18 protein-coding genes and 1 pseudogene are annotated in these 24,001 nt (G+C 49.0%); 16 read left to right on the top strand and 3 right to left on the bottom strand.

The window, feature by feature from the left end; all coding sequences use genetic code 11:
• The first annotated feature begins 228 nt into the window (after positions 1-228).
• The 4 genes from BFO_RS14035 (at position 229) to BFO_RS05285 (ending at position 4,915) form a co-directional block, all read left to right on the top strand.
• The gene (locus tag BFO_RS14035) at positions 229-1,572 is read left to right on the top strand and encodes a sensor histidine kinase (RefSeq protein ID WP_014224627.1); all 1,344 of its coding nucleotides are present in this window, start codon (positions 229-231) and stop codon (positions 1,570-1,572) included.
• On the top strand, positions 1,565-2,254 hold the full coding sequence (locus tag BFO_RS05295) for a response regulator transcription factor (RefSeq protein WP_014224626.1): 690 nt from the start codon (positions 1,565-1,567) through the stop codon (positions 2,252-2,254). Before BFO_RS14035 ends, BFO_RS05295 begins: the two co-directional genes overlap by 8 nt.
• Positions 2,255-2,548: 294 nt before the next feature.
• A complete protein-coding gene (locus tag BFO_RS05290) occupies positions 2,549-4,189 on the top strand; it encodes a fumarate hydratase (RefSeq protein ID WP_014224624.1) in 1,641 nt (546 codons plus the stop codon).
• Positions 4,190-4,270: 81 nt separating this feature from the next.
• Positions 4,271-4,915 (top strand): carbohydrate-binding family 9-like protein, encoded by a 645-nt coding sequence (locus tag BFO_RS05285; RefSeq protein ID WP_014224623.1) that lies wholly within the window; start codon positions 4,271-4,273, stop codon positions 4,913-4,915.
• A 10-nt stretch (positions 4,916-4,925) separates the two neighbouring features.
• Here the strand turns inward: BFO_RS05285 and BFO_RS05280 are convergent, their stop codons facing one another.
• The 3 genes from BFO_RS05280 to BFO_RS05270 form a co-directional block, all read right to left on the bottom strand.
• On the bottom strand, positions 4,926-5,516 hold the full coding sequence (locus BFO_RS05280; protein WP_014224622.1) for an FKBP-type peptidyl-prolyl cis-trans isomerase: 591 nt from the start codon (positions 5,514-5,516) through the stop codon (positions 4,926-4,928).
• Positions 5,517-5,549: 33 nt separating this feature from the next.
• Positions 5,550-7,094, bottom strand: coding sequence for a glycine--tRNA ligase (locus BFO_RS05275; protein ID WP_014224621.1), 1,545 nt, complete (start codon positions 7,092-7,094; stop codon positions 5,550-5,552).
• Between the two features lie 81 nt (positions 7,095-7,175).
• On the bottom strand, positions 7,176-8,021 hold the full coding sequence (locus BFO_RS05270) for a hypothetical protein (RefSeq protein ID WP_014224620.1): 846 nt from the start codon (positions 8,019-8,021) through the stop codon (positions 7,176-7,178).
• Between the two features lie 300 nt (positions 8,022-8,321).
• On the opposite strand from BFO_RS05270, the gene BFO_RS15545 reads away from it, so the two are divergent.
• The 12 genes and pseudogenes from BFO_RS15545 to BFO_RS05210 all read left to right on the top strand — a co-directional run bounded on the left by BFO_RS15545 (position 8,322) and on the right by BFO_RS05210 (position 23,984).
• A complete protein-coding gene (locus BFO_RS15545; protein ID WP_155642551.1) occupies positions 8,322-8,468 on the top strand; it encodes a hypothetical protein in 147 nt (48 codons plus the stop codon).
• Between the two features lie 36 nt (positions 8,469-8,504).
• Positions 8,505-10,067 (top strand): SUMF1/EgtB/PvdO family nonheme iron enzyme, encoded by a 1,563-nt coding sequence (locus BFO_RS05260; RefSeq protein WP_041590704.1) that lies wholly within the window; start codon positions 8,505-8,507, stop codon positions 10,065-10,067.
• A 41-nt stretch (positions 10,068-10,108) separates the two neighbouring features.
• Positions 10,109-11,509 carry a Gfo/Idh/MocA family protein gene (locus tag BFO_RS05255; protein ID WP_014224616.1) on the top strand — a complete coding sequence of 467 codons (1,401 nt, stop codon included), beginning with the start codon at positions 10,109-10,111 and terminating at the stop codon, positions 11,507-11,509.
• Positions 11,506-12,447, top strand: coding sequence for a TIM barrel protein (locus BFO_RS05250; protein ID WP_014224615.1), 942 nt, complete (start codon positions 11,506-11,508; stop codon positions 12,445-12,447). Before BFO_RS05255 ends, BFO_RS05250 begins: the two co-directional genes overlap by 4 nt.
• Before the next feature lie 56 nt (positions 12,448-12,503).
• Positions 12,504-13,148 (top strand): annotated as a pseudogene (locus BFO_RS05245) (helix-turn-helix transcriptional regulator); the annotation flags it as partial.
• Positions 13,143-13,361 (top strand): response regulator transcription factor, encoded by a 219-nt coding sequence (locus BFO_RS16075; protein ID WP_244262958.1) that lies wholly within the window; start codon positions 13,143-13,145, stop codon positions 13,359-13,361. The pseudogene BFO_RS05245 and the gene BFO_RS16075, both read left to right, overlap by 6 nt.
• A gap of 9 nt (positions 13,362-13,370) precedes the next feature.
• Complete coding sequence (locus BFO_RS05240) at positions 13,371-13,550, top strand: hypothetical protein (RefSeq protein WP_014224613.1); 180 nt, start codon at positions 13,371-13,373, stop codon at positions 13,548-13,550.
• A 973-nt stretch (positions 13,551-14,523) separates the two neighbouring features.
• The gene (locus tag BFO_RS16070; protein WP_052299241.1) at positions 14,524-15,921 is read left to right on the top strand and encodes a SusC/RagA family TonB-linked outer membrane protein; all 1,398 of its coding nucleotides are present in this window, start codon (positions 14,524-14,526) and stop codon (positions 15,919-15,921) included.
• Positions 15,890-17,626, top strand: a complete 1,737-nt coding sequence (locus BFO_RS16065; protein WP_052299240.1) for a SusC/RagA family TonB-linked outer membrane protein — start codon at positions 15,890-15,892, stop codon at positions 17,624-17,626. Before BFO_RS16070 ends, BFO_RS16065 begins: the two co-directional genes overlap by 32 nt.
• A 24-nt stretch (positions 17,627-17,650) precedes the next feature.
• Positions 17,651-19,510, top strand: coding sequence for a RagB/SusD family nutrient uptake outer membrane protein (locus BFO_RS05225; protein WP_014224610.1), 1,860 nt, complete (start codon positions 17,651-17,653; stop codon positions 19,508-19,510).
• Positions 19,511-19,546: 36 nt separating this feature from the next.
• A complete protein-coding gene (locus BFO_RS05220; protein WP_014224609.1) occupies positions 19,547-20,014 on the top strand; it encodes a DUF5018-related domain-containing protein in 468 nt (155 codons plus the stop codon).
• 742 nt (positions 20,015-20,756) lie between these two features.
• Positions 20,757-23,984 (top strand): SusC/RagA family TonB-linked outer membrane protein, encoded by a 3,228-nt coding sequence (locus BFO_RS05210; protein WP_080561782.1) that lies wholly within the window; start codon positions 20,757-20,759, stop codon positions 23,982-23,984.
• The last annotated feature ends 17 nt before the right edge of the window (positions 23,985-24,001 follow it).

Here is a 24,001-nt window from a genome sequence, read left to right as displayed (position 1 = left end):
TCCTTAACGCCTTGTTTCGTTATCCGTGTCCGTTTGTCGCCTTTTCGGGCATGGTTACGGACAAGTAACGTAGCGGCGTCCTGATTTGGCTTTAGGGGTGATTGCGATGGCTTCACGAATAATCGGAAGCACAACTGAAACCCTTGTAACTCAATTCTATCACTATATCTTTCCGCATTTCACTTTTTTGTAGTAACTTTGTATCGTTAAATAATAAAAGCAGGTATCATGAATACAAGAAGACCTAAGATTGTAACTGCGGCATCATTGTTTGTATTGTTTTGTCTGCAAGCAATGTGGTCGGTTTATGTGTACCATATGCACTATAATCAGCTGGAAGAAACATGCAATGCGGTTTTTGTGGCTTCTACGTTCAAAGATATTATGAAACGAACAAAAGGGGCGATTCCGGAAGGCACAAGAATTGTTGCAGGTAAGTTGAGAGAAGACGGAAAAGACGATTATGTTCCTTTTCAGGAGATACTTATTGAATATAATGCCCCCGTTTCACTGGCACAACTTGACTCTATTTACCGCGCCGATCTTTCTGCCGAGAACATCCATACAAAAACGATTATCAACAAAGTCAATCTGCGCACGGGCGAGATATTGGAGAGCACCGACCCGACGTTTCATGCATGGTGGGGAATAGTTGAGACGGACCCTGCAATTCTCCGCCGAGACAGTACCGAAGCTATTCGCGCCGTTATCGTTTCGCCTCACAAGAATGTATTCAATCGGCTCGGACTCCTTTTCCTCGGGTCATTGGTCTCCATATTTTTTGTGGGGTGGGGCATCGCTTATCAAGTCAAAATTATCCTCCTCCAAAACCGGATTGCCGAATTGCGCAAAAATTTCTCGAACGCGATGGTGCACGATATGAAAACTCCGTTGAATACGATCATGATAGGAATAAGCGCTTTAGTTAGCGGCAAGATCGATCACGATGCGGAGAAGAAAAAGAAACATTTCGACATCATTGAAAACAGTTGTTGTCGTCTGCATTCGTTGATTGACAAAGTCATGACGCTTGCCAAAATAGAAGAAGAAAAACTGATCCTCGACCGTGTTAAAGTGCCGCTAAAGCCGCTGATCGACGAGCAGGTTCGTAGCTTCTCGATCCGAACGGACAAAAGGATTACTTTCGAGGCGGATTGTTCGGAAGCGGAACAGGTCTATGCCGATCCGATGCATTTGCGTGAAATCATCAGCAACCTGATTGATAATGCCGTCAAATATTCCGACACCTCGGTACATATCCAAATTTCGTGCCATACCACTCCGAACGAAAAAAGAATCAGTGTTTCGGACAACGGATTCGGCATCCCGTTAAAAGACCAGGCCCTGATTTTCGAAAAGTTCGAACGCGCCTCAGCCGCCAACAAACGCTCGCTGCGCGGAGGAGCGACCGGCTTCGGGCTGGGACTGACCTATGTGCAGCAAGTCATGCAAGCACACCACGGAAGCATTGAAGTAGAAAGCATCGAAGGCCAAGGCAGCCGGTTTACACTGGTCTTCCCCCTCCTGATGCAAGAATTATCTTTTTCATTAACTACGAAACAACATGATTAAACTCTTATTGATCGAAGACGATGCTCAGCTGCTCTACATGGTACGCAGCGGACTGGAAGACATGATTGGCGGTTACGAAGTTCTCACCGCCGTGAACGGCAAAGAAGGCTTGCAGCAATGGAAAGAACAGGCGCCGGATATCATTGTTTCCGACATCGAAATGCCGGTGATGAACGGTTATGAAATGGTATCCAAAATACGGAAAACGGAAAAAACATTACCCATCATCTTTGCTTCAGGATTCGATAAACCGGCGAATGTCATCCACGGCTATAATGTAGGGGTAAGTAATTACATCAAGAAACCCTATACTCCCGAAGAGCTTGACGCACATATCAAAGCGATGTTCAGGAGGGTGAACGGTGAACAGTCCAGAGACACCTCCTTACAATATACATTGGGCAGCTTTCGGTTCGATGCATCGAAGTCGGAATTGTACGACAAGAACGGGGAAGCCATTTCGCTCAGGCCGCGCGAAGCACAAATCTTGCAGCTCTTATGCGAACATCGGAACGAAACCGTCAGACGTGAGGCCATTCTCGAGCGCTTCTGGCCGGAAGCCGATTATTTCACCTCACGCAGTCTGGACGTGTTTGTTACACAGCTGCGAAAACGCCTCACCGGAGACAAACGCGTTTCCATCGTAACCGTGCGAGGGATCGGACTTAAGCTGACATGCTGAAAGCAGACGAACAGCCCCAAAGATTCGTCCTCCCACCCCATTTTATGCAACAATACCATTCAAACAGCATGCTTTGACCTTGCTGTTGTGCAGCGATAAGTTTTTTACCCGTACACCATCGGTAACAGCAACAAAAAAACGCTTCGTCTTATGCGGCTTTTTCCCGAAGAAAACGAGAGATAACAACAACCGAAAATATCGCATTAACCGTCCTCCATTCTCAATTTATTATGTATCTTTGCGAGCAGGAAATTTATTGATGTCGATGTAACGTAAAAATCAGAGCATAGAATTATGGCAACAACACCTGAATTCAAGTATCAGCCGCCGTTCCCGTTGGGAAAAGACACGACGGAGTATTATCTGCTGACGAAAGCCCATGTGTCGGTCAGTGAGTTTGAAGGACACCCGATCCTCAAAGTCGAGCCGGAAGCATTGACCCTCCTGGCCAATCAGGCTTTTCGCGATGTCTCGTTCCTGTTGCGGCGCGAACACAACGAACAGGTCGCTAAAATCTTAGCCGATCCCGAGGCGAGCGATAACGACAAGTTCGTTGCCCTGACCTTCCTGCGCAACGCCGAGGTGTCGTGTAAAGGACAACTCCCGCTTTGTCAGGATACGGGAACAGCCATCATCCACGGCGAGAAAGGACAGCAGGTATGGACAGGCTTTTGCGACGAGGAAGCGCTCTCGAAAGGCGTGTTCAAGACGTATACGGAAGAAAACCTCCGCTACTCGCAGAATGCTCCCCTCACCATGTACGACGAGGTGAATACGAAATGCAACCTGCCCGCGCAAATCGATATCGAAGCCACCGAAGGGATGGAATATCATTTCCTCTGTGTCACCAAAGGAGGAGGCTCGGCGAATAAGACTTACCTGTATCAGGAAACGAAAGCCTTGCTGAACCCGGACACACTCGTACCTTTCCTCGTCGAAAAGATGAAGACGCTCGGTACAGCCGCCTGCCCGCCTTACCATATCGCGTTCGTCATCGGCGGAACATCGGCCGAAAAGAACCTGCTGACCGTCAAACTTGCTTCGACGCATTACTACGACAGCCTCCCGACAACGGGCAACGAAGGCGGTCGCGCCTTCCGAGACATCGAATTAGAGAAGAAGGTGCTCGAAGAATCCTGTAAAATAGGTCTCGGCGCACAGTTCGGCGGAAAATATTTTGCTCATGATATCCGCATCATTCGTCTGCCGCGTCACGGCGCATCGTGTCCCGTAGGAATGGGGGTTTCGTGCTCGGCCGACCGCAACATCAAGGCTAAGATCAATCAAGACGGTATCTGGATCGAGAAGCTTGACGATCATCCCGGGCGTCTTATCCCCGAACCGCTGCGTCAAGCTGGCGAAGGAAACGCGGTGAAGATCGACCTGAACCGACCTATGGCGGAAATTCTCCGACAACTTGACAAATATCCCGTTTCGACACGCCTGTCACTCTCCGGTACGATCATCGTCGGGCGAGATATTGCGCACGCCAAGCTCAAAGAGCGCATCGACAAGGGAGAAGGGCTGCCGCAGTATATCAAAGATCACCCGATCTACTACGCCGGGCCGGCGAAGACGCCCAAAGGCATGTCCTCCGGCTCATTCGGCCCGACGACGGCCGGACGTATGGACTCATACGTCGATCTCTTCCAGTCTCACGGCGGAAGCATGGTGATGATTGCCAAAGGAAACCGCAGCCAGCAGGTGACCGATGCCTGCAGGAAATACGGAGGCTTCTACCTCGGCAGCATCGGCGGACCGGCAGCTGTGCTCGCGCTCGAAAGCATCAAGAAGGTCGAATGCCTCGAATATCCCGAACTCGGCATGGAAGCGATCTGGAAAATTGAAGTCGAAGATTTTCCTGCATTTATCCTGGTCGACAACAAAGGAAACGATTTCTTTAAACAGCTGAAACCCTCTTGCGCCTGCAAATAACAAACATCTGACAAAAGAGGGAGTGAGCGCGTCATTCCTTCTTTTTCCCAACAAATGAATACTTCTACAACGCTACACATAATGATGAAAACATTGAAAGTACCGTATTGCCCCGAATTGGACGGCATGGATTTGAAGAGCGTAACGGCTGCGATGGAAACTATCGCCTTACGCCAAAGTCTCGACACGATCAATTGGCCCGAATTTCCGTACAAACCGATTGTGGCGTTCGATATCGCACGTGGCGACAAAGAATTATATCTCCATTATTTCGTGCACGGACTATCGCTCCGGGCTGTAGCCGGTCGGGACGGACAGTACGTACACCCCGACAGTTGCGTCGAGTTTTTTATGCGTCGTAATGACGACTTGTTCTATACGAATTTTGAATTTAACTGTATCGGCACGTGTCTGGCGGCACGCGGAGCAGGACGCCATGACCGCACCCCGCTCACCGATGACGAATACCGGAAAATACGCCGTTATACAACCGTAAACCGGGAGACTTTTGAAGAAAAGAAAGGTATTTATACGTGGGAAGTGACGGTCGCTATTCCGTTTGAATTGATGGGGCTTGACGCCGCCCATCTGCCCGAAAGCATACGGGGCAACTTCTACAAATGTGCGGACAGTACGGAAAACCCGCATTACGTCACTTGGAGCCCGATAGAGCTGCCGTCACCGGACTATCACTGTCCCGAACACTTCGGTAAGTTGCACTTTTAAAGCGCAACTACTACTGCATGACTTCCACAACTTCGATTTCGAAGACCAGTGTCGAATAAGCCGGAATAGGAGGACGCGAAGCGCCTCCGAAACCGAGGGTTAAGGTCGACGCTTTGCTCTTTCCTCCGCCTAACTGGTAGGGGATCCATATCTCCCATTTATCACCTTTCACCATCTTCTGCAAAGCAGCCTGTATCCCCTTAAATGAAACAGTGACGCCATTTTTCGAGAGGAGCTCGGACACTTTTAGCGTTGCCGGTATACCATCTTCCGCAAGCCATTTCTGAAACATCATGCCGTTGGTGATACCACGCTCCTTCGAGTCGGCCACAAACCACCCTTTCGAATACACTTTCACGGTGCTGGTGTAAAAGATGGGTTTCGTGCCGGTCCCTTTCCTGAGAACTTTGTAGTATATGCTTCCTTCGTTGCCGGGCGACTTAAACTCGGTGTATGCCGGATTATTTTTGATGGCATTGAATGCTTGCTCATTGGCGAGCTTCCATGCCTGACCGGCCTCATCATCGTCCTTTTTGTCGCAACTTACCGCGGCGAACAGCGCCGCAAATAGTGTGATCAGACAGAAAACGTTTTTCTTCATTTTTCGTGTATGTATATCCGTTAGTCTCTGTAATTACTTCAAACCTTCGAGCAGACTGCGCATGCTGACCTTGTCCGAAATGATTTCGTGCAATTTGGCGATCGGCATCCGCTCCTGCTGCATCGTGTCGCGGAAACGAATCGTTACCGTATCGTCCTTCATCGTGTTGTAGTCGATCGTGATGCAGTACGGCGTACCGATCGCGTCCTGACGACGGTAACGCTTGCCGATGGAATCTTTTTCGTCGTACTGGCAACGGAAATCGAAGCGCAGCATGTGTAAAATTTCTTCGGCTTTTTCCGACAGTCCGTCCTTACGCACCAGCGGCAGTACAGCCAGTTTGACGGGTGCGAGTGCGGGTGGTAACTTCAGAACGACGCGTGACTCTCCGCCCTCCAGCGTCTCTTCCTGATAGGCTCCTGCCATGATGCTCAGGAATAACCGATCGACCCCGATGGAGGTTTCAATCACGTAAGGCGTATAACTTTGGTTTAGTTCGGCATCGAAATATTGAATTTTTTTCCCGGAGAATTTTTCGTGTTGTGACAAGTCGAAATCGGTACGGCTGTGAATTCCTTCCACCTCCTTAAATCCGAACGGCATTTCAAATTCGACGTCGGTAGCGGCATTGGCATAATGCGCCAGTTTATCGTGATCGTGGAAGCGGTATTTATGATCGCCCATACCGAGGTTACGGTGCCATTTCATACGCATCTCTTTCCACTGTTCGAACCATTTCAACTCTTCGCCCGGACGAACGAAGAACTGCATCTCCATCTGTTCGAATTCGCGCATGCGGAAGATGAACTGCCGCGCCACGATCTCGTTACGGAACGCTTTCCCGATCTGTGCAATGCCGAACGGTAATTTCATCCGTCCCGTTTTCTGAACGTTGAGGTAGTTGACAAAGATACCCTGAGCCGTTTCGGGACGGAGGTAGACTTTCATCGCACCGTCGGCCGTCGAGCCCATCTCAGTGGCGAACATCAGATTGAACTGCCGCACTTCCGTCCAGTTGCGGGTGCCCGACACGGGACATACGATTTCGCAGTCGAGGATAATCTGCCGCAGCTCGGAGAGGTCGTTGGCGTTCATTGCGTCGGCAAAGCGTGTATGTACTGCATCGCGTCTGGCTTGGTTTTCGAGTACACGCGGGTTCGTAGAGCGGAACTGTTGCTCGTCGAACGCTTCGCCGAATCGCTTGGCGGCCTTTTCAACTTCCTTGTTGATCTTTTCATCGAGCTTCGCGAGGTAATCTTCAATCAGCACATCGGCGCGATAACGCTTTTTGCTGTCCTTATTATCGATCAGCGGATCGTTAAACGCATCGACATGTCCGGAAGCCTTCCAAATGGTCGGGTGCATAAAGATGGCGGAGTCGATCCCTACGATATTCTCATGGAGCAACACCATGCTGTCCCACCAGTATTTTTTGAGGTTGTTTTTCAGTTCTACACCGTACTGACCGTAATCATATACAGCTCCTAATCCGTCGTAGATATCCGACGAAGGAAATACGAACCCATACTCTTTGCAATGCGAAATCAGTTTCTTAAATATATCTTCCTGTTGTGCCATAACACCTGTTTTATCCCATTTTTCTAAGGGGAGACAAAGGTAAAGATTTATTGAGAATGGGCAACCGGTATGCGGCTTTTTTTAATTCTTTTTCAGCATTTCGCCACTGCCGAACTTCTGATCGATGTACGTGATTTTCTTCATCGATTTTTCTTTCTCCCGACGCATCTTTTCGAGGTCGCTCAGAATGACGGCCAGCTCGAACGTTGCACGGATGGCTTTCTTGTCATCGTTGCTCAGCATGAGAGAGAAAGGCTTGCCTCCGGTATATTCGGCCTTCACACGCGCCTTGTCATCAAGCCCGCAGATAAACTTGATGGCATCAATACCGTTCTCAGCTTTGTATGTGACAATCTCGGTCGTATTGCCCAAATCTTTGAAACGGTAATTCACGCCCCCATCGTAAGGGACGGAAGCTGTCTCGGCGTAAGCCCCGTCGGGTGTACAGAACTTCAGCCCGGTGTGATTCAGAGGAGCCCGTCCGAAAAAAACGCTGGCCAGATAGATTTCGCCTTTTTCATCGACCCCGCAACGGATATAGCTGCGCTCCACATTGCGCTCGACGGTCTTTTGCTTCCAGACATAATGCCCCACGTCCTCGTATACCGTATCTTTTTCGAGCACAAAATTTTTCTTCATTGCTTCGGCTTCTTCCGCACGAATCGGTATCATGCTGTCGCAAAAAGCGATGTTGCGCTCACTCTCGCCGCGTTCGACAAGACGCATCAACGTCAGCGACTCTTTCAGCACGGCCACTTCCTCCGGATAACGCATCCGGAGCGTATCGATCGCATTCTTGGCCGCAGCGAATTGCCGCTCTTCATACAGCACCCGGGCACGTTCCAGACCTGCTTTTGCTTCTTTTTCCCTTCCGCATGCGGAGAGCAAAAGCATCCATCCGCAAAGAAGCCATATTTTCTTCTCCATCTTTCTTGTTTTATAAATGAAGTACAAAGGTAATGTTTCTTTATCGATCGAATAGAGAGGTGACCTATTTTCTATTCTGGGACTTTAACCGAAATATCGTTTTCGATGCGGGTAAATGCATTGAATTGATGGGCACGGGAGCAGGAAGTCTTCTTATCGTTCTTCTCTTCCCCGTAGGCAAGAGACTGTTGATAAGACGTAAAACAATCCTCTTTACAAAAATTTGGCGAATTATCGGAAAAGAAGTACCTTTAGCGGCTCAATCGGTTATTTTTTCTGATTGAAGACATTAATTTGCGCATGAGAAACAGAAAGCTACGCATGGGAATGATCGGAGGTGGGATCAATGCATTCATTGGCTCCATCCATCGTTGTGCCGCTCTTATGGATAACAAGATCGTACTGATTTGTGAGATGGACGGCAAATGGCAGCCATGGATCGATTAACAACAAAACAAATATAACGAACGACTGAAATAAAATATGAGAACGAGCTACCGATCGAGAAGAGACGAAAGAAAGAAGAAAAGGAAATGGCCCTTGTTTCTGTTCGGCTTTATCGTCGGCATGGCCTTTTTTATGTCGCTTTATGAAGTATCCGTCTACTATTCGACGGACGAGGCATGCATGAGTTGTCACGTCCATCCGCATGCGGAAGAAACATGGAAATTGTCATCGCACGTAAACAACGGCAGCGGTGTCACCGTTCATTGTGTCGACTGCCACCTGCCTCCGAAGAATCAGACATGGAATCATTATTCGGCCAAGATACGACTTGGAATGCGCGACGTGTGGGGCTACCTGACAAGAGATACATTCGATTGGGAAATGAAGTCGCAGCTCGAACATGCCGTGAAATATATCCCGAACGAATCGTGTAAGGAGTGTCATAAGAATCTGTTTCCCGCAGGGATTACCGATGCAGGGATCACCGCGCATCTTTACTATGAAGAAAACGAGAAAAAACTGAATTTGCAATGCATCAGTTGTCACCTCGATGCCGGACATTATAACCCGAACTACAAGCACGGACAGATGACCGGTATTCCGGGAGCTTCCGCCGCAGCATCCGGGCCACTCTTCGACTCGGCAACCGTTGTGACTTCTTTTGCCGATTTTACCGAACAAATTCCGGGCACTCCCGTATCGTTCAAAATGATCGCCGTTCCGGGCGGAACATTCAAGATGGGCAGTCCCGATAAGGAAGACTTCCGCCGAGAAGATGAGATGCCGGTACGAAACGTAACAGTCAGTCCGTTCTTTATGGCCGAGGTAGAAGTGACATGGGATCAATATTGGGCATTCTACGCGGCTACGCTCAGCGAAGGACGTACCCCGCCCGAAACGATTTACGCCAATAATACCCGCGCGAACATCGACGTGGACGGTGTTTCCGGTCCTACGCCGCCTTTCGGATTTCCGGATCAGGGATGGGGAGGAGGCACGCGACCGGCCATTACGATGACGCACTACGCCGCCGAGACGTTCTGCCAGTGGCTCTCCCTCAAGACCGGTAAGAAATATCGTCTGCCGACCGAGGCCGAATGGGAATATGCGGCTCGCGGAGGAACGGAAACACCTTATTTCTTCGCAGGAAGACCGAAAGATTATTCCGATGAAGGTTTCATCCGCAAGTTTATCAGCGCGAAGACCGAACCCATCGGAGCATTTGTCATTTACGGTAAAAACGCGAAGAACAAAACACAGGAGCCCGGTAAAGTCAAAGCGAACCCGTTCGGGCTGAAAAATATGCTCGGCAATGTGATGGAATATTGTGCCGACAAATACGATCCGCAGGCGTATGCCAAAGGAGGCTCGACCGTTACCAATCCGTTGGTGACCGAAGGCGAAGAATGGGTCGTACGTGGCGGCAACTATACGAGCGATGCCGCCGATGTGCGCTGTGCCGCCCGCAGTCATACGCACCACGACGACTGGCTGAAGACCGACCCGCAGCAGCCGAAGAGTATTTGGTGGTATTCCGACATCCGGGGCATCGGCTTCCGCGTGGTTTGCGAGCCCGACTCGTCGCTGAAAGCAAAATAATCAGGAACTAAAAAAAACAGTATATCTAACTCAAAATTGTCATGACAAAAAAAAGCAGTATCAGTAGAAGATCATTCCTCAAAAGCACCGCTCTTGCAGGAGCAGCCGGAATGGTCGGTACGGGGGGGGCTGCCACCCTGCTTACCTCGTGTGGAGGAGGCGCAAGCAGTAACGAGAATGCGAATGCGGCCAACAAACCGCTGAAAGAACCGGGAACGTATTATGTGCCCGAGTTGCCCGATATGGCGGCCGACGGTAAAGAGTTAAAAGCCGGCATCATCGGTTGTGGAGGGCGCGGCAGTGGCGCAGCGATGAACTTCCTCGCGGCAGCGAATGGCGTATCGATTGTGGCATTGGGCGACACGTTTCAGGATCGGGTAGACAGTCTGGCTCAGAAACTGAAAGACGAAAAGAATATCGACATCCCCGCCGATAAGCGCTTTGTCGGGTTGGATGCGTACAAGCAGGTTATCGACAGCGACGTAGACGTGGTTATCGTTGCCACGCCGCCCAACTTTCGTCCCATTCATTTCCAGTATGCCGTAGAAAAAAGCAAGCATTGCTTCCTTGAAAAGCCGATCTGTGTCGACGCGGTAGGCTACCGCACCATCATGGCTACGGCCAAGCAGGCACAGGCCAAGAACCTGTGCGTAATCACCGGTACGCAGCGCCACCATCAGCGCAGTTATATCGCATCGTACCAGCAGATCATGAATGGTGCGATCGGCGAGATTACGGGCGGAACGGTTTATTGGAATCAAAGCATGTTGTGGTACCGGGAGCGTCGGGCCGGATGGAGCGACTGCGAATGGATGATCCGCGACTGGGTGAACTGGAAATGGCTCTCCGGCGATCATATCGTGGAACAGCACGTACACAACATCGATGTGTTTACATGGTTCTCGGGGCTGAAACCGGTGAAAGCCGTAGGCTTCGGCTCGCGTCAGCGCCGGATCACGGGCGACCAGTACGATAACTTCAGCATCGACTTCACGATGGAGAACGGGATTCATCTGCACAGTATGTGTCGCCAGATAGACGGTTGCGCCAACAACGTCAGCGAATTTATTCAGGGAACGAAAGGTTCGTGGAACAGCGCCGACATGGAGATCAAGGACCTGGCCGGCAATGTGATTTGGAAATACGACGTTGAAGCCGAAAAGGCATCGTTCAAACAGAACGATCCTTATACGCTGGAGCATGTGAACTGGATCAATACCATTCGCGCCGGCAAATCGATCGATCAGGCTTCGGAAACTGCCGTATCGAACATGGCCGCCATCATGGGACGCGAATCGGCCTATACGGGCGAAGAAACGACCTGGGAAGCCATGACGGCTGCAGCGCTCGACTATACGCCGGCCGACCTGAATCTGGGTAAAATGGATATGAAACCGTTCGTGGTTCCCGTACCCGGTAAACCGTTAGAGAAAAAGTCATGAGTATCGACAGACGAAACTTTCTGAAGGCTTCGCTGGGCAGTGCGGCGCTGGCAACAATGGCCGCCTGCTCGGGAGGCTCGACGACAGGCGCAGAAACAAAAGCCTGCTGCAAGGACGAAGGTGGCGACACGAAGAAAGACGTGAAGCTAAACCTCTCGTTTCAGGAGGGTACGTTGGGTGATCTGGAGCTGACGGCCAAGCTCGATGTGATGGAGAAACTCGGCGTAACCGGCCTCGAAGTGGGAGGCAGAGGATTGGCCGCGCGGAAGGACGAGCTGAAGAAAGCCCTCGAAGGACGTAACATTAAAATCAGCGCGATATGCGCCGGATTCGAAGGCTTTATGCTTTCGGAAGAAGAAGCTGTGCGTAACCTCTGTCGCGATACGATGCGCGAAATCATTGCTGCCGCGGGCGAGCTGGGCTCGACCGGTGTCATCATCGTGCCGGCGTTCAACGCGCAACAGCCGGCCATGCCGCATACGCAGGAGACACGCGACTTCCTTTGCCGGTGGTTCGACGAACTCGGCACGTTTGCCGCCGAGCACCGGACGACGGTCATCTTCGAACCGCTGAACCGTAAGGAAGCGTTCTACCTCCGTCAGGTAGCCGATGCGGCGTCCATCTGTCGCGACATCGACAACCCCGGTGTGCGTTGCATGGGCGATTTCTGGCACATGACATGGGAAGAAACGTCCGATATGGGCGCATTCCTTTCGGCCGGATCGCTGCTTCAGCACGTACATATAGCCAGCCGCAAGCGTCGCCTGATGCCGGGCGAAGACGGAGAGGCCGACCGCTACGTCGACGGTTTCCGCGCGCTCAAGATGCTCGGCTACGATAAGTACGTGAGCTTTGAATGCGGCTGTCAGAACAACGATCGCGTAGCCACGGCTACGGCCGCCGTCGAGCTGCTTCGCAAGCAGTGGGACGAGGCATAAGGAACACACTATATATAAATGTATAGCGGAAGCGGATGCCGTTAGTATATGCAAATATGAGAATGAGCGAGGTGGTGAGCGAGCACCTCTCGCTCATTCCGGTGATCAATCGCTTCGGCATACGGCTGGGGGTAGGCGACGAGACGGTCATGGCGCTTTGCGAAGCAAACGATATCGATACGGACTTTTTCCTCACCATCGTCAATACGTTTATCAACGAAGATTATTTTCCGGAGAAAAAACTGCAAAACTTCCACCTCACGCAGATTATCGACTATCTGAAGCAAACGAACCGGTATTATCTGCAATACCAGTTGCCCAACATCGACCGGCACTTGCAGCTCTTTATTCATACGTCGGGGGGGAGCAATGCTTCGCTGCAACTGCTGGGCAATATCTTCGCTTCGTTCAGAGAGAAACTGTGCGGACGCATTCAAACCGACGAGAAAGAATGGTTTCCCCAACTCCTTTCGCTCGGCGAAAAAGAGCAGAACCGGAGAAATACACGGTCGAAACGATCGGTCGATACCGACGAATCGATCGAAGCCATGATGGACGATATGCGGAACATCATGATCAAGCATCTGACCGGAGTGTATGACGAGAACCTGTGTTATGCCGTTCTGTTCGCCATTGACGCACTGGGGCGCGACATCCGGCAGCACAACCGCATTCGCAACCGCATCCTGCTCCCGATGGTCGACGATAACAGCCATCTCTCGAACCGTGAGAAGGAAGTGCTCAGACTCATCGTCAGCGGATATACGAACAAAGAAATTGCCGCACGGCTCTTTGTCAGCCTCAATACCATCCTGACTCATCGCAAAAACATCACGGCCAAGCTCGGCATCAAAACCATTCCGGGACTTACGTTCTATGCCATCACCCATAAAATCATCACCGAAATCAAATAAACGCATCTCATGGCACGCCGAAAAATCACGAACACACAAGCCGTCTGCATCATCCTGCTGTGGGGTTTTCTGGTATATATCTTGTTGACATCGACTAAGACGATCGACTTTATGACCGTTTTTTCCATTGTCGCCTCAGGCATTATTGTTTTTGTTCCGCTCTACAAAAACCGGAAACGACCGAGCTGATCGGCCTCAAACCGGCATCGGTGGGGGGGCAGGGCGTCTGAGAAAATATCCCGCGTCTTCCACGGCAGGCAACCTCCTTAAACCCGGATTACGCGATATAAGAATGAATTTAATTCAGGCCTTCAGCCCTCCGAACAAGGTCCGGATGTCGATACCCCACCCTTGCGGGATGGGGCTGAAATAATTCGGGCTTTCAGCCCTTTCGGACAATGGTTAATGGTTATGCGTGGTACACGCCGAATCATGTACCCGGCAGACAATTAACCATTGACAATTAACCATTAATAAACAGCCCTGAAAGGGCGAGATAATTCAGCCCAATGCGAAGCGTTGGGGAAAAAGCAATATCCCGTTGGGAGGGCTGTAAGCCTGACATAACCATTGTCATACATTTGCACATCCATTATTAATGGTAAACACCAAACAGGGGGTCGCATAATTTGGGTTAAGCATGGGTCATGCATCACTCTCTACATACAAAAAAATGTTATATAGCATATCGCACTACGGGAGACATTAAAAAAATTTACCCTATCTTTGTAGCCTTAGCACACTAAAAAGAGAATGAATTTCGATACATTTAACGAGTCGTATTTGTCGATCCCGAGAAGTTATTTTACGGCGAAACAAAATGTCCTTGATTTTTTAACAAATATTAATAACGGGGGGGGGTATTTAAAAACTTTTGTTTATTAAATAACACTTCTTCCGAATCATTCTTTTTTCCTTCCAATATTTTCATCATCTTTTCATATGGTTTCCGGCCGGCAGCCGGTCTGCCAACTTTGTTTTTTAATCGGGCTAAATCGTCGCGGCATACTGTGCGGATGAGGGGGAGGACTCTCCTCTCCGCAAGGTATGGCTGCACGATGTGCGAAGATTCTCCGTTTTGCCAAATCATTTCCATACGCTGCAGTTTTCAACTAAAATCGACTAACTATCATCAATTGTATAACGAATCAATTAAAAAAGCATGAAAAGGAAAAAACTTTTTGGAGCGAGAGGCTTGCTTACACTCATTCTGTGTATCTCGGCTCTTTCGCTCTCGGCGCAAACGATTACGGTGCGAGGTACCGTAACCGATGATGGCCATGAACCGGTTATCGGTGCTACGGTTGTAGTAAAAGGAGATCCGTCGAAAGGTACAATAACCGATCCGGACGGGAACTATGTATTGGACGATGTGCCTTCCGATGGGATATTGACTTTCAGCTATGTAGGGCTTCAGCCACAGGATGTCCGCATAGAAGGACGCACGACGATCAATGTAGAGATGAAGAGCGATACGAAACTGCTGGACGAAGTGGTTGTCGTAGGATACGGTACAACGTCGAAACGGAAGACGACCTCGGCCGTATCGCAAGTCAAAGCCGACGAACTAGCTAAGGTACCCGTGCCTAACATCACACAAAGTTTGGCAGGCCGTGCGCCGGGGTTAATCGTACAGCAATCAGGCGGTGGAGTCAACACCAAAGCCTCAATCTCGATACGTGGTGGTGGCAGACCGTTATACGTTATCGACGGAATCATTTGTGAAGAACGCGACTTTCAAAACCTGAACCCCGAAGACATCGATCAGATGTCTGTTTTGAAAGACGCTTCGGCAACAGCAGTCTACGGTGCGCGTGCGGCCAATGGCATTATCCTGGTTAAAACGAAAGAAGGTAAAGCAGGCAGAATCAATGTAGACTATAATTTCAATTATACCTTAAGCCAACCAGCCTATTTAGCCGAAAAACTCGATTCCTATACCGCGGCACTCTACGTAAACCGCGGCTTGCAATACGACGGCCGTGCTCCGCAGTATACGGAAAAAGATCTGCAGCTGTTTAGAGACGGTACTGATCCGCAAGGCCATCCGAATACGGACTGGCATAAGTTGACCATGCGTACCTTCTCTCCGGAAACACGACACAATCTTGCAGTTACCGGAGGTACCGAAACGATGAAGATATACGCCGGTCTGGGTTATTATAATCAGGAATCGATCTATCGTACCAATGCTAATAATATGCAACGCTACAACCTCCGAACGAATATTGAGGCCGATATTAAATCAATTGGTCTGAAAGTGATTTCCGGAATTGATGCCTATATTGTCAATACCGTCGAACCGGCTACCACAGACGGTCGCGGTTACTACTTCACCTGGTCACACATCCAAAACAAACGACCGATGGAAGCAGCATATAATCCCTTCGGACAAATATACAGCGGAACGACTGATAACCCGTTGGTGGATATCAGTAGCGATGGCGGATATTATGCTTCGAAGGAAAATACGGTCAGAGCAAATTTGAATCTTGAGTGGAGCCTTCCCTGGGTTACCGGATTTAAAGATGAAAGCTATCGGAAGTTATGGCGTCGTTAACGACCGTTACAAATCATGGAATAAAAGTGCTCTGACGTACGATTGGGAAGGTAAACCCGCGACTCCAGGTAAACCGAATCTGAAAAAAGAAGCGAATCACCGCGACAATTTCAATGTGCAGCTCCTTGCCGACTATGCACGTACATTCAGCGAAGTACATACTATCGGTACAACCCTTGGCATGGAAGCCAGCGGCCGTGATTATGACAATCTGGAAGCATCACGTAAAAACTATCTCTTCGACGTAGATCAAATGGGAGCCGGGCCAAGCAGCACGATGGAAAATGGTTCAGGCGAAGGCGCCGGCGAACGCCGTGCCGCTTTTATCGGACGTCTTAAATACGATTACGCTTCCAAATACATGGTAGAACTCAATTGCCGTCATGACGGTAGCGACTATTTCCCGAAAGGCAATCGTTGGGGAACATTCTTCTCCGGCTCATTGGCATGGATGGCTTCGGACGAATGGTTCTGGGAAAACCTGAACCTGAACCGAATCTTTAATTTGTTTAAAATTCGCACTTCGTATGGTGAAATCGGTCAGGATTTTTTAGACCAAAACGGAGACGGCGTAGCCGACCGCTATACTTATCTGACTTCATACGGATTGAATCAGCGTGGCGCATACATCGGCAGCCAATGGGTGCCCGGCTTCAGCGAAGGGTCCTTAGTGAGTCCGGATATGACATGGTATACGACGAAAGACTTTAACATCGGTTGGGATTTCGCGTCGTTGAACAGCCGTCTGTCCGGTTCGGTCGATTACTTTGCCAAAATAACGACAGGGTATCTGGCTACTCCTTCGAACATTGGATATACCTCTCCGCTGGGTAAGAATCTGCCCGTTGTGAAATCAGACGGTGAAAACATCCGACGCGGTTTCGAATTCGTATTGCAATGGAAAGATAAAATCGGTGACTTGTACTATGGCCTTTCATCCAATATGACGTTATATGACGAGCGTTGGAACAGAAACCCCAACGAAGCGGAAACATCGTTGAAGAACCCGTACAAACGGAATACGCAGGTAGGCCCCAGTTCAGGCAATCTATACCGCAATCTGGGGTATTACCGTAACTACGAAGATGTACTTAATTCACCGAAACGCAACGGTTCTGTCAATCTGATGGCAGGAGACTTGAAATACTACGACTTCAATGGTGACGGTAAGATAGACGGTGATGACCAAATACGTTCGGGCGCCGGAAATAAACCGAGAGCGAACTTCGGCTTTGCTGCCGATCTGAACTATAAAGGCTTTTATATGAATATGCTTTGGCAAGGCGCAAGCAACTATAACTTCTACATTGCTTCAATTCTTCAAGGAGGAAACAGTAATTACCTGCCGGTAATCTACAAATTCCAAACCGATATCTGGGCACCGGACAATACGGAAGCTCTGTATCCCCGTCAGCATGCTTCGGCAGGTTATAACGGAAACAATAACTTTGTCGGCTCCGACTTTTGGTTGGTCAACGCGCATTATCTCCGCCTCAAAAACATGTCAATCGGTTATGATTTCAAACATAAATGGCTGAAGAAAACAGCTTGGCTCTCCAAGTGCGTTTTATCCCTTTCCGGATATAATCTTCTTACTTTCAGCCCGGCCAAAAAACATGAATTCGACCCCGAGGCCGGCGAAGGGACAGGATATACGTATCCTGTTTCAAGAGTGTATACCGTCAGTTTAAATATCGGTTTTTAACTAATAAACTAAAGATATAAAGAAATGAAATACAAAAATTATATGTCAGTCCTCCTCTTCACAGGAGTAATCGGACTGCAAAGCTGTGAAAGTTTTCTGGATACGTATCCCAAAGAAAGCTATGGTGACAATACGGTATGGACAAGTCAGGGAACTGTCGATGCGTTTGTTGTCAGTAATTATGGCCATGCCTGTGATCCTTACCTGAACTTTGCAACTTGGGATAAGACTTTTACCAATAATATGGTCAACTGCCGTACCTCTTGTCCGAACGAAGCCAGAGGATTGATGGAAAACACGTACGGTTGGGGATTGAACGACCGTTTTGGAGCGATTCGTAACTGCAACCTGATCATCGAAAAAGTGGCGGAATCTTCCGTATTAGACGAAACGTATAAGAAACGTTACACGGCCGAAGCCAAAATGATGCGAGCGATGATCTATTATGATCTGGCACGCAAGGGCGGACGATATATTTGGGTGGACAAGGTGCTGAAAACAAATGACGAATTTAACATTCCACTTACGAAAGACATCGTGGAAAGTTATAGTCATATCTTGAAAGACCTGCGTGAAGCCATCCCGAACTTGCCGACGAAAGTCGTCGCCGGACGTCTGAATAAAAATGCCGGACTCGCATTCCTGTCCGAAGTTTGTCTTACAGCTGCGGCCTATACGAATGACGCAGCTGCGTTACAAAACGGAAAGAGCCTTTATCAGGAAACCGTCGATGCCGTCAATGCCATCTCCCATGTTTCGTTAGACCCTAATTACGAAAACATGTTTAATCAGAACGGCGCGTATAGTTCTCCCGAAATCATTCTGGCTCGATACTGGAGTGCAGACAATACACAGATGATGCACACCGATATGATTAACCTCGTCTCGAACGTACTGAACAGCAAATTAGAAGTTACCAATTGCGGACCGCTCTTTAAAAAAGCCGACATCTTTGAATGCTGGTTGGACCATACTCCGAGCCAAAATCTCGTAGACGACTATTTGGTCGTTGATCAGAAAAGCGGAAAAGCTGTTCGTTGGTATGAGGCTTCGCAGTTTACAGAAAACACGAAACCGTTGAGCCGTGCCGAAGCATTGTCGAAAATCGAACATAAAGAGGAAGCGGAACTCGTAGAAGGACATTTCAAGGCTTTCGAAGTGAAGACACCGGGAACGAATATCAGCGATCTGATGTATAAACATCGTGACAAACGTTTCGATGCATCCATCATTCATGACGGATCGGTGTTCCTGGGCGAAGACATTACCACATACAGTCATGGCAATACGAGCCGCTGGGCTACTGCACGCTATGCAGCAGACCATGTACCGTTGACCAACTACGCTACGCGTAAATATATTTATACCAATATGACTCCACGTCCTTTTTACAATGTCTATACGAACTATCATAAGATATTGTTCCGTTACGGACGTGCATTGTTGAACAAAACGGAAGCTTTGCTCCGACTAAATAAAGTATCGGAAGCTGTCACCGTGCTGAATCAGACCCGAACGGTACATGGGGGGCTACCTGCTTCGCAGGCCTCAACAGCAGCAGAAACATGGAAAGATTATAAAATCGAACGTCGAGTGGAACTGTTCTGGGAAGGCGACTTTTATTTCAGTCTCTTACGCTGGGGTAAGTATGGTCACGAAGCGAATGACGGTAAAGCACCGGGAAGCGTAATCGATGAGTTGAAACAACCGGCTACGTTTGTCGAAATTAAAACGGATCGTTCAGCAATGTATGTCGGACAGGTGCAATTGCAAAACAATCAACGCAGATTTGACGTCCGTTCTTATCTGTTCCCAATAACCAAATCGGTTATTCAAGCCAACTCAGCCATATCGGATGCGGATCAAAATCCGGGCTGGGAATAATTCGTCAGATTATGAATTGATAAAAAAGATACTAAAATGAAACATACAGTAAGTAAATGGTTGGTAATGCTTTTATGCATACCCTTTGTAATAGCATGCGATTGGGAAGAACTTCCGGCATACGAAGAAGCTGAAATCAGCGCCGTACAGTTCTATTATCGTTGGGCGAGCGACATCAAAGACCCGATTACAGGAGAACCTGTCGTGAAAGAGCAACGATTGGATACGTCGAACAAGGTCGATCAGACAAAAGCGACGATTGAGGTCACGGTAACAGTTCCTGATGCAAAAGGAGATTTCAATGAAACGATACGTTCTCAGGTGTCGGCCGGTAAATTATGGGGACAGGTAACTGTTTCTACTGCTGCACGTATTACTCCGATTGAAGGAAGTGCCCCGCTGGGAACCCCGGACAATTGGAGCCAGGAACGTAAGTTCCGGGTGACAGCTGCTAATGGAAAGAATAAAGACTGGACGATCAAAATCGTACAGTTTAGGAAGTAAAAAACAATTCTAAAAATCAAGTAGGAGGAAAACCTTTTTCATTTTCCTCCTATTTTCATTTTCCGGGCTCTCACACTACCGCACGTGGGGGTGGGGTTTTGCATTCGGTTTCTTGGCAAAGGTGTCTCATATGGGCAATATGACACCCACCTCTGTCTGAATGTACTCTTCTGCTTCCTCTTTGCACTCTCCTATTAGTTTCGACATGCAACCTCTTCATGCATACATCACTCTCCACAAAAAAAATGTTATATAACATATAACGCCACGGGGAGCATTAAAAAAAATTACTCTATCTTTGCAGCCTCAACACACTAAAAAGAGAATGAATTTCGATACAAACGAGTTGTACTTGTCAATCCCAAGAAGTTATTTTCCGGCGAAACAAAACGCTTTCAACTTCTTAATAAATATTAATGACGGGGGGGGGTATTTAATAAACTTTTATTTATTAAATAATACTTCTTCCGAATCATTCTTTTTCCCTTCTAATATTTTCATCATCTTTTTTTCATATGGTTTCCGGCCGGCAGCCGGTCTGCCAACTTTGTTTTTTAATCGGGCTAAATCGTCGCGGCATGCTGTGCGGATGAGGGGGGAGGACTCTCCTCTCCGCAAGGTATGGCTTCACGACGTGCGAAGACTCCCCGTTTTCCCGAATCATTTCCATACGCTGCAGTTTTCAACTGAAACTGAAATCGACGAACTATCATCAATTATATAACGAATCAATTAAAAAAGCATGAGAAGAAAAAAACTTTTTGGAGCGAGAAGCTTGCTTACACTCTTTCTGTGTATCTCGGCGTTTTCGCTCTCGGCGCAAACGATTACGGTGCGAGGCATCGTGACCGATGATGGCCATGAACCGGTTATCGGGGCTACGGTCGTAGTAAAAGAAGATCCGTCGAAAGGTACAATAACCGATTTGGACGGGAATTATGTGTTGAACGATGTGCCTTCCGATGGGATATTGACTTTCAGCTATGTAGGGCTTCAGCCACAGGATGTCCGCATAGAAGGACGCACGACGATTAACGTGGAGATGAAAAGTGATACGAAACTGCTGGATGAGGTGGTAGTGGTAGGGTATGGCACCCAGAAGAAAGTCAACGTGACGGGAGCTGTCAGCATGATTAATGCCGACGCCATCGAAGCGCGTCCCGTGGCCAACGTATCCCAGGCTCTGCAGGGAGCCATTCCGGGCCTGAACTTGACTACCGGCTCCAATGGCGGCGACCTGAACACCGCGATGCGCATCAATATTCGCGGTACGGGTACCATCGGCGATGGCTCTGTGGACAGTCCGCTGATTCTGATCGACGGCATCGAAGGCAATATGAACACGCTGAATCCGAACGACATCGAGTCGGTCTCCGTATTGAAAGATGCCGCTTCGGCTTCTATCTACGGTTCGAGGGCTGCGTTCGGTGTCATCCTCATCACAACCAAGAGCGGCAAGTCCGGAAAGGTGAAGGTGAACTATTCGGGCGACATGCGCTTCAGCACCGCCACCCAACTGCCCGATATGGTAGACTCTTATTCCTTTGCCTCATACTTCAACCGGGCTTCCGTTAATGCCGGAGGTCCTAATCAGTTCAACAAGGAAACCATGGAAAGGATACAAAAATTCCTGCGTGGCGAATACACAGACCCCTCCAAACCCGAATATTACGGCACAATAGCCGATTCCAAAAGCGGAAAATGGAAAGACTATACCGGCGCATTTGCCAACACTGACTGGTTCAGCGAGTTTTATAAGAAAAACGTTCCTTCTACCCAGCACAACCTCAGCTTGAGCGGAGGAACGGAAAAGTTCAACTGGTCGGTCAGCGGGAGTGTCCTCAACCAGAACGGTCTCATCCGCCACGGACACGACGAGCTGAACCGCTACACCATGAACAGTAAACTCTCGGCCGAGTTGGCTAAGTGGGCACGACTGGAATACTCCATCAAATGGACGCGTACCGATTTCGAAAAGCCCCAATACCTTACGGGGCTCTTCTTCCACAATATCGCACGCCGTTGGCCTACCTGCCCCGTCAAAGATCCTAACGGACATTGGTTTGAAGGTATGGAAATCGCCGAGCTGGAAGATGGCGGTATCTATCAGGAACACAAAGATCACTTCACCCAGCAGGTGAAGTTTACCTTCAACCCGATCACAGGCTGGAACATCTATGCCGAAGGTGCCATGCGCACCCAAAACGAAAAATTCACCCGGAATGTCATTCCTGTCTACCATTACTATGTGAACAATACGCGGTTTATGCGCGATAGCGGCTATGGATCAACAACCTCCGTTTCCGACAATCGCTTCCGGCAGAATTACTACGCAGTCAATATGTACACCGACTACGTTCGCAGTTTCGGCAAACATAACGGTAAGCTGTTGCTGGGTGTCAACTACGAACGCTATGATCAGGACAACTTGTGGGGCAGCGGCACCGATCTGACCACCTCTAACAAACCTTACCTGAGCCAGGCGCAAAAGGATAAGAAAAATGGCGATTCTTATTGGAACCGTGCCACGGCCGGTTACTTCGGCCGGTTGAATTATGACTACGACGGTAAATACCTCCTTGAAGCCAATATCCGCTACGACGGTTCTTCACGTTTCGTGGGTGATAAGCGCTGGGCCTGGTTCCCCTCCTTTTCCGTAGGATACAACATTGCTCGCGAAGACTTCTTTGAAAAACTGACCGACAACATCAGCCTGCTGAAGCTGCGCACTTCGTGGGGGCAATTGGGTAACACCAGCTCCAGATATGACAGCTTTTGGGATTGGTATCCTTTCTATCAGCAGCAGAGCATCTCCTCAGCCAGTGGCGGATGGCTCATCAACGGTGAAAAACCCAATACTGCCTACATTCCCGGCATCGTTAACAGTAGTATGACTTGGGAAACGGTAGAAACGTGGGACGTCGGTCTGGATTGGGCTGCGTTCAATAACCGCTTGACCGGCTCGTTCGATTGGTACAGCCGCACCACCAAAGATATGATCGGCCCTGCTCCGCGACTGGGCTCCGTATTGGGAACCAACGCTCCCAAAACCAACAACTGCGATATGCGTACTACCGGTTGGGAACTGGAAATAGGCTGGCGCGACCGGATACGCGACTTTAAGTACGGCGCACGCCTAAATCTTTCCGATGCACGTTCTAAGATTCTGAGATATCCCAATGAAACAGGAGATATTTACAGTTATTATAACGGGAAGTATCTCAACGAAATCTGGGGATACGAAAGTGTCGGCATTGCCAAAACCGATGCCGAAATGACCGAGTGGCTGAAAAAGAACAAGCCCAATTGGGGCAGCAACTGGGGAGCAGGCGACGTGATGTTCAAGAACCTCGTAGACCGCAAGGATGCCAATGGTAAAATCATCGACGAAGGTATTGTGAACAGCGGAAACAATACGTTGGACGATCATGGTGACCTGAAACGCATCGGTAACTCTACGCCGCGTTATCGCTTCGGTCTCAATCTGGATGCCGAATGGAAAGGCTTCGACTTTTCCATCTTCTTCCAAGGTGTGTTGAAACGCGACTGGCATTTCGGTTCAGGCGACCCCTACTTCTGGGGGGCAGTGGGCAATGTGTGGCAAAGCGCAGCCTTTAAAGAACACATGGACTATTGGACACCGGAAAATACGGGAGCTTATTATCCGAAACCTTACTTTGGAGAAATCCGGAAGAACCAAATTGCACAGACGCGCTACCTGCAGGATGCTTCTTACATTCGTTGCAAGAATCTCCAGTTCGGGTACTCGCTGCCGCAGTCCGTTCTCCATCCCTCCGGTCTGAGCAACTGCCGCATCTATGTATCGTGCGACAATCTGTTCACCCTCACCAGACTCTCCAGCATCTACGACCCGGAAGTATTCGGCAGTTACGGAGACGAAGGCTGGGGAGCAGCCAAAACCTACCCGTTGCAAAGGACTGTTTCAGTGGGTGTAAACCTCAGTTTTTAATCATCTAAAGTAAAAAA

Source organism: Tannerella forsythia 92A2, from assembly GCF_000238215.1.
Classification (GTDB): Bacteria; Bacteroidota; Bacteroidia; order Bacteroidales; family Tannerellaceae; genus Tannerella; species Tannerella forsythia.
The sequence above is the reverse complement of the archived record's forward strand: the minus strand, read 5'-3'. Positions and strand labels throughout refer to the sequence as shown.

What these genes read in the sequence shown, in the direction of transcription:
- BFO_RS16065 (WP_052299240.1), top strand. Translation starts at nt 15,890, where the DNA reads ATGAAAGCTATCGGAAGTTATGGCGTCGTTAACGACCGTTACAAATCA.
- BFO_RS05285 (WP_014224623.1), top strand. Translation starts at nt 4,271, where the DNA reads ATGATGAAAACATTGAAAGTACCGTATTGCCCCGAATTGGACGGCATG.
- BFO_RS05225 (WP_014224610.1), top strand. Translation starts at nt 17,651, where the DNA reads ATGAAATACAAAAATTATATGTCAGTCCTCCTCTTCACAGGAGTAATC.
- BFO_RS05240 (WP_014224613.1), top strand. Translation starts at nt 13,371, where the DNA reads ATGGCACGCCGAAAAATCACGAACACACAAGCCGTCTGCATCATCCTG.
- BFO_RS05290 (WP_014224624.1), top strand. Translation starts at nt 2,549, where the DNA reads ATGGCAACAACACCTGAATTCAAGTATCAGCCGCCGTTCCCGTTGGGA.
- BFO_RS05275 (WP_014224621.1), bottom strand. Translation starts at nt 7,094, where the DNA reads ATGGCACAACAGGAAGATATATTTAAGAAACTGATTTCGCATTGCAAA.
- BFO_RS14035 (WP_014224627.1), top strand. Translation starts at nt 229, where the DNA reads ATGAATACAAGAAGACCTAAGATTGTAACTGCGGCATCATTGTTTGTA.
- BFO_RS05270 (WP_014224620.1), bottom strand. Translation starts at nt 8,021, where the DNA reads ATGGAGAAGAAAATATGGCTTCTTTGCGGATGGATGCTTTTGCTCTCC.
- BFO_RS05210 (WP_080561782.1), top strand. Translation starts at nt 20,757, where the DNA reads ATGAGAAGAAAAAAACTTTTTGGAGCGAGAAGCTTGCTTACACTCTTT.
- BFO_RS05250 (WP_014224615.1), top strand. Translation starts at nt 11,506, where the DNA reads ATGAGTATCGACAGACGAAACTTTCTGAAGGCTTCGCTGGGCAGTGCG.
- BFO_RS16075 (WP_244262958.1), top strand. Translation starts at nt 13,143, where the DNA reads ATGGTCGACGATAACAGCCATCTCTCGAACCGTGAGAAGGAAGTGCTC.
- BFO_RS05260 (WP_041590704.1), top strand. Translation starts at nt 8,505, where the DNA reads ATGAGAACGAGCTACCGATCGAGAAGAGACGAAAGAAAGAAGAAAAGG.
- BFO_RS05220 (WP_014224609.1), top strand. Translation starts at nt 19,547, where the DNA reads ATGAAACATACAGTAAGTAAATGGTTGGTAATGCTTTTATGCATACCC.
- BFO_RS05255 (WP_014224616.1), top strand. Translation starts at nt 10,109, where the DNA reads ATGACAAAAAAAAGCAGTATCAGTAGAAGATCATTCCTCAAAAGCACC.
- BFO_RS16070 (WP_052299241.1), top strand. Translation starts at nt 14,524, where the DNA reads ATGAAAAGGAAAAAACTTTTTGGAGCGAGAGGCTTGCTTACACTCATT.
- BFO_RS05295 (WP_014224626.1), top strand. Translation starts at nt 1,565, where the DNA reads ATGATTAAACTCTTATTGATCGAAGACGATGCTCAGCTGCTCTACATG.
- BFO_RS05280 (WP_014224622.1), bottom strand. Translation starts at nt 5,516, where the DNA reads ATGAAGAAAAACGTTTTCTGTCTGATCACACTATTTGCGGCGCTGTTC.
- BFO_RS15545 (WP_155642551.1), top strand. Translation starts at nt 8,322, where the DNA reads ATGAGAAACAGAAAGCTACGCATGGGAATGATCGGAGGTGGGATCAAT.